Below are 14,927 nucleotides of genomic sequence, written 5' to 3' on the forward strand. Positions count from 1 at the left end.
GGCCCACGGTGTGCATTTATTCAGTTTCCCTTGTCCTAGACGTCTAAGCTACATTCCCTATTCAATAATTATGTAAGATTGAATTATCATTTTGTGCTTCTGAGTAAATGAAGTTTTTCACTCAAGATCAAAAATATTCCGAAAAAATTAAAAGAATGGAGTGATGTAAAAAAAGGAGCCCTGGACTTATTTTAAAAGCCAGGTTACTCCTAATGAACTCACTAAAAAGAGCGCAGCTGAAATAATGCTCAATTTCTCGAACAGTTCATCCATACCCTTCTTTTTGCCAAAGAAAGATTCACCCGCTCCACCGATCGCTCCAAGACCAGCTCCAGTGCCAGATTGAAGAAGTACCGTCGCAATTAATCCGATTGAACTAATCAGTAGTATAATCGTTAGAAAAACCAACATGTTGTCATTCACCTCCTCAACTCGAGTACGTTCATTCGTCATGTTTTTTTACAATTACTAGTAACCTATTTTAGCATAGAAAAAGAAAGAATGGCAAGGGACCTAGATCCGTATAACGGTACTAAGTCCCGAGTTTTTATTTTAATAATGGATAAAGCGATATTGTTATCTCGCTAAACTCTCTTTTCCGCGGTATATCGCAGATTCACCGAGTTCTTCCTCAATCCGTAGCAGCTCATTATATTTCGCGACACGCTCGGTACGAGCAGGTGCTCCTGTCTTAATTTGACCCGCATTAACTGCAACGGCAATATGAGCCATCGTGACATCTTCAGTCTCTCCTGAACGATGAGAAATAACTGCCGTATACCCTGCACGTTTTGCCATTTCAATAGCATCAAGAGTCTCGGTCAATGTTCCAATTTGATTGAGTTTAATGAGAATCGAGTTCGCGCATTTTTCTTTAATCCCTTTAGCTAAACGCTTAGGATTCGTCACAAACAAGTCATCTCCAACAAGTTGGATTTTCCCGCCTAAACGTTCGGTGAGTTTCCGCCAACCTTCCCAGTCTTCCTCAGCTAATCCATCTTCAATTGAAACGATAGGATATTGTTCAACTAAGCCCTCATAGTATTCAATCATTTCCTCTGAGGTCTTTTTCAAGCCTTCTCCCTCAAGATGATAAACTCCATCTTTATATAATTCAGTGGCCGCAACGTCTAATGCTAAACAGACGTCTTCACCAGGGACATATCCTGCCCGTTGAATTGCATCGACAATAGCAAGAAGTGCATCAGCGTTAGATTCAAGACTAGGAGCAAAACCCCCCTCATCCCCAATAGCAGTGGCTAGGGATTTTTCCTTCAATACGGCTTTAAGACTATGGTAAACTTCGGCACCCATCCGCAATGCTTCCCTAAAGCTTTTCGCTCCAACTGGCATAATCATGAACTCTTGGATATCGACATTGTTATCAGCATGTTGTCCACCGTTTAAGATGTTCATCATGGGGACAGGTAACTCTTTAGCATTGACACCCCCGAGATATTGATAAAGAGGCATGCCTACACAATCTGCGGCTGCTTTAGCATTAGCTAGAGAAACACCTAAAATTGCATTAGCCCCTAATTTTCCCTTATTATCTGTTCCATCAAGGGCAATCAGCTCCCGATCCAGTCCAGGTTGGTCAAAGGCATCTAGGCCCTCTATTTCAGGTGCGATCTCGGCATTTACATTCTCAACGGCATTTAAAACCCCTTTGCCTAAATAACGGGTTTTATCTCCATCGCGTAATTCAATGGCTTCAAAAGCTCCTGTCGATGCACCAGAGGGAACTGCAGCACGACCCATAGCCCCATCTTCTAAGGTTACTTCTACCTCAACGGTTGGATTCCCACGTGAATCCAGAATTTCTCGAGCATAAACTTCACTGATAGTTGACATTATTAAATACCTCCCATATTCTAATTCATTGAGTCTCATTATTTAGGATTACGGAAAAAATCCGGTAACCTCGATGGTCGTGTAGCTTCTCCCCGAAAGCGTTCACTTCTGTGGGAAAAGCTACGCTTGCAGGTCAATAAATCCTTAGGCTGTTATCAAACTTTTCCCCGTCATATCCATAGGCTGAGGGATATTCAAAAGCTTAAGCATCGTCGGTGCGATATCGCAAAGTGCTCCACCTTCGCGCAATTTACTGGCTTTGTATGTATCGTTAATCAAAATAAAGGGTACAGGATTCGTTGTATGTGCGGTAAGGGGTCTCCCCGTCTTAAAATCAATTTTGGCTTCAGCATTGCCATGATCAGCCGTAATCAGGATAGTACCCCCCTGTTTTTGGACCGCCGGGATGATCTTCCCGATGCATTCATCAACCGCTTCAATCGCTTTAATCACAGCCTCGAATTCCCCAGTATGACCCACCATATCGGAGTTTGCAAAATTTAAGATAATCACGTCATAAGAACCCTTCTGCACGCGTATCAAAAGTTCCTCTGTTACCTCAAGCGCACTCATTTCTGGTTTTAAATTATAAGTGGCTACCTTCGGTGATGGAATCAAGCATCGGTCTTCTCCTGGGCATGGATCCTCGACCCCGCCATTAAAAAAGAAGGTCACATGAGCATATTTTTCTGTTTCCGCAATACGGAGTTGTTTCTTATGCTGTTGAGCAAGCACCTCTCCCAGCGTATTCTCCAGATTTTGCGGAGGAAAGGCCACCGGTGTTTTAAGCGTAACATCATACTCAGTCAGACAAACATAATGAATGCTCGGATGTTCTTTGCGCTTAAAGCCTGTAAATTCTTCATCCACAAAAGCATGTGAGATTTGTCGGGCACGATCGGAGCGAAAATTAAAGAAGATGACACTATCGCCCTCCTGAATTTTCCCTAGAGGTTGCCCTGCACCGTCAATGATCACCGTGGGAACGACAAATTCATCGTTCACCCGAACATCATAGGATTGTTCAACCGCTGCAAAGAGATTGGGCGCTTTCAGGCCCTCACCTTGAACAAGTGCATTATAGGCCTTTTCTACTCGATCCCAGCGTTGATCACGATCCATAAGATAATACCGGCCGGATACTGAGGCAACTTGGCCAACTCCCAGTTCTTCCATTTTTTCATTCAATTGCCCCAAATAGGTCTTGGCACTTTGAGGTAGAACATCTCGCCCATCCAAAACCACATGGATAAACACGTTTTTTACACCTATCATTTTCGCCATCTCCAGCAGAGCAAAAAGATGGTCTAGATGAGAGTGGACTCCGCCATCTGAAACTAAGCCCATTAAATGTAAGGCTCCAGGTCCATTTTTAACCCGCTCCATGGCTTCCTCTAAAACGGGATTCTTCGCAAACTCTCCTGTTTTGATGGCTTTAAAAATCCGCGTTAGTTCCTGATACACGACCCGTCCGGCTCCAATATTTAAATGCCCGACTTCAGAATTTCCCATCTGTCCAGCAGGGAGACCTACAGCCTCACCTGAAGCTTCTAATCGTGTATGGGGATAGGTTTCTAATAAATGATCAAAATGGGGTTTATGCGCTTGAGCAATTGCATTTCCCTTCAACTCTGGGCTATAACCCCAACCATCCAGAATCATCAAAAGCAGGGGTTTTTTTGCCCGTTCATCTGTCAACGCTACTCACCTCACTTACAAAACTAAAATTTATACGGACCTTAAAGGGAAATTCTTGCATTCTCAATGAGTTGAGCAAAACCCTCTGCATCCAGACTGGCACCACCCACTAAGGCTCCATCAATATCGGGCTGAGTCATCAATTCTGCAATATTATCCGCTTTGACACTCCCACCATATAGGATGTTGACCTCATCCGCAACAGCACCCGCAATTCCCGCTAAGGTTGAGCGAATGGCTGAACACATATCCTGAGCATCTTGGCTGGAAGCCGTTTTCCCCGTTCCTATAGCCCAGAGTGGTTCATAGGCAATGACGACTCGCTTAAGCTCCGCTGGTGGCAAGTCCATTAAATCCTTCTCGACTTGTCCCCGGACCATAGCCAGCGCCCGTCCTTCCTCTCGATGAGCAAGATTTTCACCCACACAGAGGATAGGCGTCAATCCAGCTTTCAAAGCAGCCTTCACTTTTTTCGCAATCTCTTCATCTGTTTCATGTAAAATCTCACGACGCTCTGAATGCCCTACAATCACGTAGGTACAAGCGATATCGACAAGCATCTCTGCCGAAATCTCCCCTGTAAATGCGCCTGCTGATCCCCAAAATAAATCCTGCGCTCCAATATGGATCACGCTTTCTTCGAGATCATCTTTCAAAGCATTCAAAGCCGTGAAAGGAGCACAAACGACAACATCCACGTCTGTTACCTCTCCGACTCGGGCGAGAAGTTCACCGGCATAATCTTGTGCCTCCCGGACATTTTTGTTCATCTTCCAGTTCCCGGCGATAATCGGATGCCGTTTCGACATTAAATCAGTCTCCTTTGTCGTAAAAAATTATCTATCGTTTAAGGCTGCCACCCCAGGAAGAACTTTTCCTTCTAAAAACTCTAAGGAAGCACCGCCTCCGGTCGAGATATGGGTTAACTGCTCCGCAACTCCCATTTTTTCGACAGCTGCTACCGAATCTCCACCGCCAACAATCGTTGTTCCTGAACAGGCGGCTACAGCTTGGGCAACTTTTTCGGTCCCTTTTGCAAAGTTTTCCATCTCGAAAACACCCATCGGTCCATTCCATACAATGGTCTGAGCTCGGGTAATATGATTGGCGAACACTTCAGCACTCGCTGGGCCAATATCTAAGGCCATTTCGTCTTCACCTATTTGGTCTGCCGAAACGGTGCGATGCTCAGCCTCCGCCTTAAATTCCTTCGCAACAACAACATCTTGGGGAAGAGCAATTTCAACTCCTGATGTTTTTGCCTTAGTAAGCAACTCCGAAGCGAGAGCGATTTTATCCTCTTCCACTAAAGATTTCCCAATAGAATATCCTTGAGCCTTCAGGAAAGTATTTGCCATTCCTCCCCCGATAATGAGTACGTTGACTTTACTCAAGAGGTTCTCAATCACTCCGATTTTATCACTGACCTTTGCTCCCCCGATAATTGCCACAAACGGGCGTGCCGGATTCTCTAAGGCTTTGCCCATAACCTCAACTTCCTTCTGTAAAAGAAGTCCGGCTACCGCAGGTATATAATGGGCAACCCCTTCAGTCGAAGCATGAGCTCGATGAGCCGTTCCAAAAGCATCATTAACGTAGATTTCCGCTAAAGAAGCGAGTTGCTTTGCAAATTCTGGATCATTTTTTTCTTCTTCAGCATGGAAACGAACATTTTCCAGAAGAATAGCTTGCCCCTCTTTCAAAGCTTTCACCTGAGTCATTACTTCAGGGCCGATACAATCCTTGGCCAAAGAAACCTCTTGACCTAAGAGTTCGCTTAAACGACCTGCAACAGGAGCTAACGAATATTTAGGATTGACTTGCCCTTTCGGACGTCCAAAATGAGAAATAAGAATAAGTTTTGCGCCCTCTCCAAGTAAGTAACGGAGGGTAGGTAAAGCCGCTCGAATGCGGGTATCATCTGTAATTTTTTGCTGCTCATTCACAGGTACATTAAAGTCTACGCGCACCAGTACGCGCTTTCCCTGCACCTGAATTTCTTTAACACTTTTTTTATTCATATCTGCACTCCTTCCTTTCTGTACCTTCTTTCTATACGCATTTTCTATTATTCCTCAGATTGGATTTCCTACACATGAAATCCATTAACCCTTTCTTATTCTCTCTTTAGCAAAAGATTCCTGCAAAAAAAACGAGAAGATAATCTATACGCTTTTACCAAGGTCCATACCGGATGTTCAGTCTCTATGCCTGTACCCTGTTTGATTTGTACCTTGCAACCGCCACATTCTGTGATTATCTTTTGAAAATTTCCTTCAGCGACTCCCCTTTTCGCAGCCTGAAAGAGAGGGCTACCTATTTTCTGTGCTAAAAGATACTTTTCTTCCTTGAAACCAAAGCTACCGGAGAGGCCACAACATCCAGCATCCAGGTCCTCAACCTCAACACCTGGAATCAAACGTGAAAGTCGTAGCGCTGGATTTCCAATTCCCTGTGCCTTTAAATGACAAGGTGCATGATAGCCCAAGGAAATCGGGACCTCTTGAAAATTCTCTCTGAGCTTCCCTTGTTCATGCAATTCCCAAAGAAATTCAAACAAATCATAAGTCTGTAGCCCAATACGCTCTGCTCCCGCTGCATTGACACGTGGATACTCCTCCTTCAACGCTAAACCGCAACTAGTGCAAGAAGTGATCACCGGTAAGCCTGCTTTCAAATATGGCGCCATGAGAGCCAGATTCTGCTGCGCGTTCTCCTCTGCTGCTCCAAAATTTCCATTGGCTTGCAAAGGAACGCCGCAACAATGAAAATCCGGTACAATCACCTCAAACCCGTTATGTTCAAGAACATTTACTACAGCTTCTCCTGTCTGAGGCTCATTATAGTTAACAAAGCATCCTGGAAAATAGACGACCCTTTTTTCACGGTCTGAGCTTGCAGAATTTATATTATTCTTCTGTCTCATTCTTAGCGTCTTTTGGAAACCGATTTGGTACTCTGGAAGCGGCGCGAATTGACTGAGTCCTAAGGACTTCTCCATTAGCCAACGTACCGGAGCTCTTCGCAGCACTCTTTGAGTTAGGCTGGGCCAGAGCGTCCCCATTCTTCCTAAATAATCAGCACGTCCGAGTAGACTATTCCTCAGCGTATGACGAGAGAAAGAATGAGAAATTGCAGCTCGCCGTGCACCAAGGATCATTTCTGTGATTTTTACCCCTGAAGGACAGGTCACCTCACATGTTTTACAATTTGAGCAGTAATCTAAGATGGACGTATCCAACCACACACCCTCAAGCCGTAATCGCTCTAGATCAGGTCCCAAATTTTTGGGTCCAGGAAAAAGAGGATAAACAGCCGCAACTGGGCATTGAGCAGTACAGGCACTGCACTTGATACACGCATCAAGCTTCTGATCTCTTTCCCACTCTGATTCCATCACTTGACCAGCCTTTCATTCTCGTTCGCTTAACGCTCTTTTGTTATAGGCTTTCCCCAGCGAGATAACCACTCACGATAGAAACTCCGCCTCCACAGTGCTCAACCCAGGGATCCCAATGAGCAAGCATACGTCCGACAACTCGGACATTTTCCAAGCCAATATCCCCCTCTTGCAGATCAAGAGGACGAAGTTCTTGATCGACCTCAACCCCAAGGCGAGCATAGGGTTGTTCTCCCAAGAACTGAGCCTGAGTCCACCCTTCGGGTACAAAGAGAGGGAGTCCTAAAACTTTTTCTCTGACTCCGTCTGGCGTCACTTCGATTCCTCCTCCGAAAATCCCGCCTGTCGCGAGAATAAATTCCCGTGCCTTGAAAAGGGAATCTCTCCCTTTGCTTTGCACATGAACTTGCTTACAGATTTTCCCCTCAACATCGGCCTTTAAAACTCCGCTCCCCAGGATAATTTCTCCTCCGAATGCTTTAAATTTTGTTTTTAGAGCTCTCTCAAGAATTGTTCCTCCGAAAGCTGGCGGCATGTCTGTCATCTCGACGACAGGGTAGGGAAATTGAGCGAAGAGATTCTGTAGATCCTCCGAAAAAATGCGAGTTAAACCCGGGAAAATAACAGCCACCTCACTTCTTTCTCTTCCCGCTTCCTTTCCAGAGATATCTTTAGCCAACTTATCCAGCAACTGCTTTAGCTCTTTCCTCCCCGCCTCCGTACGCCAAAAGCGAGCATATTCCATTCCATTTACAGCCTTACCTGCTTGTTCCCAATCAGCAAAAGCTGAAACGCGGAAGGGATAAACACTGACTTTGCTTTGAGGAAACTCCTTTTCCAGGTTCGCTTTAACGACCGCTGCAAAAAAATCTCTCATCTCGCGAGGTGCCAGTAGCACAATCTCTCGAGACTGAGCTAGTACCTCAGCCTTTAGGCCCATCGGCACAATTTCGGTTGTTCGACAAGAACCCAGAGGAGTCAGAATGAGGAAAGACTCTCCCTCATTCATTTGATACTCGGGAAATAAGGTCTGGAAATAGTGGAGCCCGGCCCGAATATTCTTCTGCTGGAAAAGAGCATACGGATGTTTCTCAAGTTGGGCTAACCGTGCAGTAGCTCCAATATCCAACGCTCCTGAACTATAGGTAAGACTTCCTGTCCCTTCGGAAATGAGCAACATCTTAAGTCCACGTTCGGAAGCACGGATCCCTGCGACTAATCCAGCCAATCCCCCTCCAATAATTACTCCATCCCACATACTCGGTATCCCCCTTAATCCTCTGCCCTAAGTCGTAATACTCCAGCATAAATAGCCCGTGCCAATTCCGTCTCACGGAGCTGTTGACCCCACAAAACAGGCCGAATTCCCTTCCACCGTTGATCAAGAAATTGGGTCAATTGTTCATTTAAAGAACCGTATCTCTCTTCTTTCCAAAGCAAAGGTAAAGCCCGATAACTGCAAAAGGCCCCCTGACAGGTTCCCATCCCCAAACGAGTTTTGCGCCGAATATCCGACAGAGTGTAATCATCACTATCTTTAACAGCATGCTCGACCTCAGCAACGCTTACTCGCTCACATTCACAGAGCATCTGCCCCTTCGCCGGATTTTTCTCGATCTGATCCAGGACAACTTGGGATTGCTCTCCAAGCCGTTCCAACATTTTATCTGATGCTCCCAGTGGCAAAAGTTGAAAGGCCCGAGCTCGAAGCTCTTCTGTGATATGAGGAACAAGACTCTCCTCAGCCGTCCGACATGGGACCGTGTTTCCTAACTTTTGTGCGACCCAGTCTGCGACCTTTTCTGCCATCAAGCGGTAGGTTGTAAATTTCCCCCCGACAATACTCAAAAATCCTTGAACGCCATCCTGAACTTCATGGTCAATGAGCGCAAAAGTCCGACTCACTTCACGACCTTCTTCCTCTGATCCAGGAACTTCCGAATCCTCACGATGTAACGGCCTCACTCCGGAAAACGCCCGAATGACCCGTTGCTGGTTTATGGCCGGAAGAAGCTTTGCTCCTAGTGCCATCAACTGTCCGACTTCTTCTTCTGTCGGTCGGTTTTCCAAAGGGGAATTGACAACTTCCGAGGTCGTACCGAGGATCGTTATAGTCTCATGGGGAACAAAAATATCACCATCTCCAGGTGTCCGTAGGCGATTGATCACATGTTTGAAGAGGCGACGATTAAACGCGAGAAGTGTTCCCTTATCACAAATGACTTCAAGCGAAATATCCGCTGATAGGGCAACTTGTGATGTCCATGCTCCCGCTGCATTCACCACAATCTCAGCTTCTGCTTGAAATTCCTCCCCCGTTAAACGGTGAATTCCAGTTACACCCGTAATCTGATCCCCTTTGCGGAGAATTTGATTAACCTGATGATACGTCTTGTACTCTCCACCGTAGCGTTGCGCAGAGCGGGCATTCGCCCAAACTAGCTTAAAACCATCAACCGCAGCATCAGGCACTTCGAAAACCTGCACCGTATCTTGATTAAGCAGCGGTTCTTGAACAAGCGCTTCAGCAGTCGATATTTTTCGGACCGGAATTCCTGACCTTTGACAACCTGCTAACCAACGCCGTACAAAGCTAGGATCATCTTCCTCAGTCTGAATAAACCATCCTCCTGTATCGGCTACACAATTAGCCGCTATCTTTTTAAGTATGCGATTTTCTCGGATGCATTCCTCTGCTGAAACCGGATCTTTCACCGCGTATCGAGCTCCGCTATGCAACAATCCATGAAAGCGTGAACTCGTCCCATAAGCCAGATCTCCCTGTTCAAAAAGCAGGGCTGATATACCACGCATACTTAAATCTCGTAGGATCCCAACACCGGTTGCTCCCCCGCCGATAATGATGACCTGAGCCGAATACGCTAACATTAACTTTCCTCCCTATCCTGACTCTCGGAATAACTAAAGCCACTGAAAAAACTGCTCCTGCGAACACTTCTTTCGGTGGCTTCTCTTCTTTCGCGGCAGTCAAAGGATTTAATATCGTTTCCGCAACGCCGTTGATGGAATTCCTAATTCATCTCGATATTTAGCAACGGTACGACGAGAAATCTCCATTTCCTTCTCTTTTAATAATTCCGAAAGTTTTTGATCCGAATAAGGCGCTTTGGGGTTCTCACTGGCGATTAAATTCTTTAACGCTTGCTTAATCCCTTCAGTCGTCACGCCGGGTTCATTTTTTATTCCTGAAGCAAAGAAAAATTTAAATTCGAAAATTCCTCGCGGAGTCTGCACATATTTATTGGAGGTAGCTCGACTTACTGTCGATTCATGAACCCCAATTTCATCCGCAATATCTTTCAGTGTCAAAGGACGTAAGTATCGTACCCCTCGGCGTAAAAATTCCTCTTGTCGGTTTACTAGAGCATTAGCGACCTTATAAAGGGTGGTCCGGCGCTGTTCAATACTCCGAATTAACCAAGCTGCAGAATTAAGCTTTTGTTCTACGAACTTCCGGGTATCATCCTCTTTATTTTGACTTAGAGCTGTACGATAGGCTTGATTGATTCCTAGCCGCGGCACTGTAATATCATTGACTAAAATAATAAATTGACCCTCAATCTCTTCAACCACAACATCAGGCACAATATAACGAACTTCGCTTGATCCAGAAAAGCGCCGACCCGGTTTAGGATCGAGCTTTCGCACCCAATCTGCAAGGGCCTGAACTTCGGGGGTCGAAACTTTCATTTGAGTCGCAATTCGTTGCAAACGTCCCGCCGCTAAATCCTCCAAATGTCTAAGAAATTCCGACATATGAGCAGGTGCATCAGGAATCAAGGGAAGCTGAAGACGTAAACATTCTTCCAAATTGCGTGCCCCTACTCCCAACGGGTCAAATGACTGAACGATAGATAGTGCCTTTCCCGCACTTGCCACAGGAATCCCCTGTTCCCGAGCAATCTCTTCTAAAGGAAGTTCAAGATAGCCATTGTCGTCCAAATTACCGATGATATATTCAACCTGGTTTACCGGAATCGAAAGCTTTTGAACGTGAAGCTGTTCGAGCAAATGCTCCTGCAAAGTAGGAGCTGTGGCAACAAAAGGTTCCATACGCTTTGTTTCGGAAGAGCCAGGCTCATATTCCCGCGTCACTCTTTCTTCCTGTCTCTGAAAGTATTCCTCCCAGTCCATATCCCAGGTATTTTCTGCTTCATTATGTTCTTCCGAATTTTGGGTTGCATTTTCTTTCTCTGTTTCTGAATTTGCGCTCGATGCATTCTCCTCAACGACTTCCAGCAAGGGATTCTCCATCAACTGCTCGTCAACAAAGCTTGAAAGCTCAAGTGCAGAGAACTGCAAGATCGTGATTGCCTGACGTAATTCCGGAGTCATTATTAACTTTTGAGTTTGTTCTAGTCGAAGACCATAACCCATCCGCACGCTTTTTCATTTCCTCCTTGCAAATACTGCTTTGATCCATGTTTAACCGTTCTGTTCCTGGATCTTCTCAGCGAGTTCATCAATCTTTCTCATACGGTGATTCACTCCTGACTTTCCAACCTTAGGATGAAGCATTTCCCCAAGTTCTTTGAGACTCGCATCAGGGAATTCCAGCCGCAGTTCTGCAATTTCTCTTAAGGGCTCTGATAACGATTGTAAGCCTATAGTGCTCGAAATCTTATTTATATTTTCAACTTGGCGAACTGAAGCATCCACCGTCTTATTCAAATTGGCGGTTTCACAATTCACCAAACGATTCACTTGATTACGCATATCCTTAAATACTCGGACATTCTCGAATTCCAATAGCGCATGATGGGCCCCAATAAAACCAAGGAACTCCACAATATGTTCACTTTCTTTGATATAAACAACATGCCAATTTTTACGAATACTCACCTTGGCTCCAAGGTGAAACCGATTTAAGAGTTTGCATAACCCTTCAGCCTGATGCTCATCATTTGTAATAATCTCCAGATGATAAGTTCCTTCCGGGTTATTAATTGAACCTCCAGCCAAAAAAGCTCCTCTTAAGTAAGCTTTTTGATCACAACGATGCTTAATCAGATCTTCGGAGATTCCGGGTTGAATATCTCCATTTGCATCTAATATTCCCAACTTTTGAAGATCAGATTGACCTTTGGGATAAATTCTCACAAGATAAGAATTATTTTTTTTCAGACGAAGCTTCCGGCGAACGACGATATCGGCTGGTAATTTCAATACCGTCTTTGCTAACCGATAAATCTTCCGAGCAACCGGAGCGCTTTCGGTCACGACATTTAAAGCGTAAACTTGATTTGAGATCTGCAACGTTCCATCCATCCGGATCAATGCCGCAAGTTCAGCTAAATTACAACACACCTTGGGCACTGTGATTCGAGCTAACTCCTCTTTTGTCACCGCACTAAAAGACACTGCCCTCAGTCCTTTCTAAGACTCATCCCTTAACTTTTGACTTAAAAGGTAAGAATCCACTAACGCGATCTGTTCGCCCATAGGTTTTAACCGAAACAGAAGACGAACCAATTCCCGAGCCAGACGCGTCGAATCATGGCGTATGATGTCATCAGCCTGCAGCACATCTCGTTCTACATATTTTACCCCTAACCATTCTACATTACGGGCTTCCCCATTAACCGGAAAGGAGTCTTGCTGAGCATAACGTTCCAACAATTCTTGGGGAATCTCTCGATTATTAGCGAGAACAACATCAACAAAATTTGCGCCGCAATGATCGACAATCGCCTGAAGATGATCAGCTACCGTGTAATCATCGGTTTCACCCGGCTCAGTCATAATGTTACAGACGTAAACACACGGAGCGGAAACCTCCTTGATCTTATCCCGAAGTCCCTCCACTAAGAGATTAGGAAGAACGCTCGTATAAAGACTTCCCGGTCCCAAGACGATCAAGTCTGCTTCTTCAAGCGCTTTCAAAGCCTCAGGCATAGGATGGCAATCACTGGGTTCCAAAAAGACCTGTTTGATTCGCCCTTCCGCATCGCGGACGGCTGTTTCACCTTTAATTACGGTTCCATCTGCAAGCTCTGCACCCAATATGACTTGTTCTAGCGTCGAGGGATACACATTTCCCCTCAGGGCAAAGACCTTACTCACAGACTCAATTCCCTTTTGGAAATCGCCAAAAGTATCAGCTAAACCAGCGATCAGTAAATTCCCCAAGCTATGTCCCTTTAACGTCCCCGTATTAAAGCGGTAGGAAAATAAATGCTCCATGATATTTTCTGTATCAGCTAAAGCGACAAGACAGTTACGAACATCTCCCGGGGGCAAAATTCCCATTTCATGACGAAGTTTTCCCGAGCTTCCTCCATCATCCGCAACCGTGACAATTGCCGTTAAATTACACGTATATTCCTTTAAGCCCCGCAAAAGGGCCGAAAGTCCAGTTCCTCCGCCAATCACGACAATTTTGGGACCGCGTCGCAAATGTTGGCGTGTATACATTACATCTACAATTTTTCCCTCATCATCAGGCAAAAGGGCTGAAATGATTGAACTTAACATGCGTTTAAAACCAATGAAAATCGCAACAATCCCTATTATCGAAATAAAAATACCCATCGGCACAGCGGTTCTTGGTGCACTTCCCGTTAAATGATAAACCATTTCACGAAACTGCACTTCCAAGTACCCCAAGGCAACTCCATAATTCATGACGGATAAACCCGCAGCAAATAAGAAGATCCCTAAGACGGCTAAAAGGAACCAACGTTTCACACCGAGATTAGGATAAAGCCACTTAAGGGCATTGGATCGGAAATCGCCTGCTTTTCTTTTCATCGCGCTTTCTCCCCTTTTCGGTTACGTGCAGCATCCCGGTGCTTAACACTCATCGTATAATGCTGCTCGTTCAAAAAAAGCCCGATCCTTTCCGCAATCGCAACTGAACGATGTTGCCCCCCCGTACAGCCAACGCCAATCACCAAATGACTTTTTCCTTCTTTAACATAGTAAGGAAGAATATATTCAAGCAGATGAAGATATCTATTCATAAATTCTTGTGCCACTGGATTATTAAAAATATAATTTTGGACCAGAGGATGTTCTCCTGTTAGAGGACGAAGTTCTTCCACATAAAAAGGATTAGGCAAAAAACGAACATCAATTAACAGATCAGCATCAAGGGGTACCCCGTATTTAAAGCCAAATGAAATAACAGAGATCGCGAGCTGTCCTTGTCCTCGCCCTTCGCCATAAAGTTCAGTAATTTGCTGTCTTAACTGCTGCGAAAGGAGATTTGAGGTATCCATAATCTTATGAGCTTGCCCGCGTAATTCTGCTAGAAGTTTCCGTTCCTCATTGATTCCATCCAGAATCCGTCCTTGAGGCGATTGCGGATGCCTACGGCGGGATTCCTTATAGCGTCGTACAAGAGCTTCATCTGAGGCTTCAAGGAAAAGAATCTCATAAAGGAAGCCTTCTCTTTCCAAGTCTTTAAGGGCTTCAGCTAAAGAAGTAAAGAATTCTCCTCCTCTTAAGTCACACACAATAGCGGCTTTAGATACTTTTCCTTGAGACTGAGCACATAGCTCAACAAATTTTATAATAAATGCGGGCGGTAAGTTATCAATACAAAAATAACCTTGGTCTTCGAGGCACTGCAACGCCTGGGTTTTACCAGCCCCCGATAAACCCGTTATTACTAACAGTTTCATAGATTTACGATCCAACCTAGCCACCTCCTTAAATTTTGTCTGTATATCTTATTGAATGATAAAAATGTCTAGTACCCGTCTATTATATTATGTTAAAACTGAGTCCTTAACCTCTCTAAGATCTTGCAAACGGAGTTACGTTACAGACACTCGGACGGACGCTCGCAGACCAAGCTAAGAGCCTAACTGCTTATGCAAGTAGCAGGGTTCCCTCCCGATTCGCCGTCCTTGGCTCATGGTCGGCGAGTCACATCCGTGTGACTCGTCCCGCTAAAGCAAGAGCAGTTTTGCCCAAGCTTGGTATCTGCTCGCTTTAAGTCCTCGCTTAC

12 protein-coding genes are annotated in these 14,927 nt (G+C 45.0%); all 12 read right to left on the bottom strand.

Features of this window, described 5'->3' with window-relative positions; translation table 11 throughout:
- Window positions 1-186: 186 nt before the first annotated feature.
- The 12 genes from secG to rapZ all read right to left on the bottom strand — a co-directional run bounded on the left by secG (window position 187) and on the right by rapZ (window position 14,598).
- Window positions 187-411, bottom strand: coding sequence for a preprotein translocase subunit SecG (gene secG / locus DESME_RS14535; RefSeq protein WP_006716919.1), 225 nt, complete (start codon window positions 409-411; stop codon window positions 187-189).
- A gap of 165 nt (window positions 412-576) precedes the next feature.
- The gene (gene eno / locus DESME_RS14540) at window positions 577-1,854 is read right to left on the bottom strand and encodes a phosphopyruvate hydratase (RefSeq protein ID WP_006716916.1); all 1,278 of its coding nucleotides are present in this window, start codon (window positions 1,852-1,854) and stop codon (window positions 577-579) included.
- A gap of 144 nt (window positions 1,855-1,998) precedes the next feature.
- On the bottom strand, window positions 1,999-3,552 hold the full coding sequence (gene gpmI / locus DESME_RS14545) for a 2,3-bisphosphoglycerate-independent phosphoglycerate mutase (protein ID WP_006716914.1): 1,554 nt from the start codon (window positions 3,550-3,552) through the stop codon (window positions 1,999-2,001).
- 41 nt (window positions 3,553-3,593) lie between these two features.
- A complete protein-coding gene (tpiA, locus tag DESME_RS14550; RefSeq protein ID WP_006716912.1) occupies window positions 3,594-4,361 on the bottom strand; it encodes a triose-phosphate isomerase in 768 nt (255 codons plus the stop codon).
- Window positions 4,362-4,388: 27 nt separating this feature from the next.
- A complete protein-coding gene (locus DESME_RS14555) occupies window positions 4,389-5,573 on the bottom strand; it encodes a phosphoglycerate kinase (protein ID WP_006716909.1) in 1,185 nt (394 codons plus the stop codon).
- Between the two features lie 95 nt (window positions 5,574-5,668).
- The gene (locus DESME_RS14560) at window positions 5,669-6,949 is read right to left on the bottom strand and encodes an anaerobic glycerol-3-phosphate dehydrogenase subunit C (RefSeq protein WP_006716907.1); all 1,281 of its coding nucleotides are present in this window, start codon (window positions 6,947-6,949) and stop codon (window positions 5,669-5,671) included.
- Window positions 6,950-6,992: 43 nt separating this feature from the next.
- The gene (gene glpB / locus DESME_RS14565; protein WP_006716905.1) at window positions 6,993-8,210 is read right to left on the bottom strand and encodes an anaerobic glycerol-3-phosphate dehydrogenase subunit GlpB; all 1,218 of its coding nucleotides are present in this window, start codon (window positions 8,208-8,210) and stop codon (window positions 6,993-6,995) included.
- Window positions 8,211-8,224: 14 nt separating this feature from the next.
- The gene (gene glpA, locus DESME_RS14570) at window positions 8,225-9,841 is read right to left on the bottom strand and encodes an anaerobic glycerol-3-phosphate dehydrogenase subunit GlpA (RefSeq protein ID WP_006716903.1); all 1,617 of its coding nucleotides are present in this window, start codon (window positions 9,839-9,841) and stop codon (window positions 8,225-8,227) included.
- 108 nt (window positions 9,842-9,949) lie between these two features.
- The gene (rpoN, locus tag DESME_RS14575) at window positions 9,950-11,356 is read right to left on the bottom strand and encodes an RNA polymerase factor sigma-54 (protein WP_006716902.1); all 1,407 of its coding nucleotides are present in this window, start codon (window positions 11,354-11,356) and stop codon (window positions 9,950-9,952) included.
- A gap of 42 nt (window positions 11,357-11,398) precedes the next feature.
- Window positions 11,399-12,334, bottom strand: a complete 936-nt coding sequence (gene whiA / locus DESME_RS14580; protein ID WP_006716900.1) for a DNA-binding protein WhiA — start codon at window positions 12,332-12,334, stop codon at window positions 11,399-11,401.
- Between the two features lie 15 nt (window positions 12,335-12,349).
- Window positions 12,350-13,723, bottom strand: coding sequence for a gluconeogenesis factor YvcK family protein (locus DESME_RS14585; RefSeq protein WP_006716898.1), 1,374 nt, complete (start codon window positions 13,721-13,723; stop codon window positions 12,350-12,352).
- Window positions 13,720-14,598: an RNase adapter RapZ gene (gene rapZ / locus DESME_RS14590; RefSeq protein WP_041484312.1), complete on the bottom strand. Its 879-nt coding sequence runs from the start codon at window positions 14,596-14,598 to the stop codon at window positions 13,720-13,722. The genes DESME_RS14585 and rapZ overlap by 4 nt, the downstream gene beginning before the upstream one ends.
- Window positions 14,599-14,927 lie beyond the last annotated feature (329 nt).

Source organism: Desulfitobacterium metallireducens DSM 15288, from assembly GCF_000231405.2.
Taxonomy (GTDB): Bacteria; Bacillota; Desulfitobacteriia; order Desulfitobacteriales; family Desulfitobacteriaceae; genus Desulfitobacterium_A; species Desulfitobacterium_A metallireducens.

Bases quoted from the DNA above. Each gene is read 5' to 3' on its own strand.
- glpA (WP_006716903.1), bottom strand. From the start codon at position 9,841: ATGTTAGCGTATTCGGCTCAGGTCATCATTATCGGCGGGGGAGCAACC.
- DESME_RS14555 (WP_006716909.1), bottom strand. From the start codon at position 5,573: ATGAATAAAAAAAGTGTTAAAGAAATTCAGGTGCAGGGAAAGCGCGTA.
- glpB (WP_006716905.1), bottom strand. From the start codon at position 8,210: ATGTGGGATGGAGTAATTATTGGAGGGGGATTGGCTGGATTAGTCGCA.
- eno (WP_006716916.1), bottom strand. From the start codon at position 1,854: ATGTCAACTATCAGTGAAGTTTATGCTCGAGAAATTCTGGATTCACGT.
- DESME_RS14560 (WP_006716907.1), bottom strand. From the start codon at position 6,949: ATGGAATCAGAGTGGGAAAGAGATCAGAAGCTTGATGCGTGTATCAAG.
- tpiA (WP_006716912.1), bottom strand. From the start codon at position 4,361: ATGTCGAAACGGCATCCGATTATCGCCGGGAACTGGAAGATGAACAAA.
- DESME_RS14585 (WP_006716898.1), bottom strand. From the start codon at position 13,723: ATGAAAAGAAAAGCAGGCGATTTCCGATCCAATGCCCTTAAGTGGCTT.
- rapZ (WP_041484312.1), bottom strand. From the start codon at position 14,598: ATGAAACTGTTAGTAATAACGGGTTTATCGGGGGCTGGTAAAACCCAG.
- secG (WP_006716919.1), bottom strand. From the start codon at position 411: ATGTTGGTTTTTCTAACGATTATACTACTGATTAGTTCAATCGGATTA.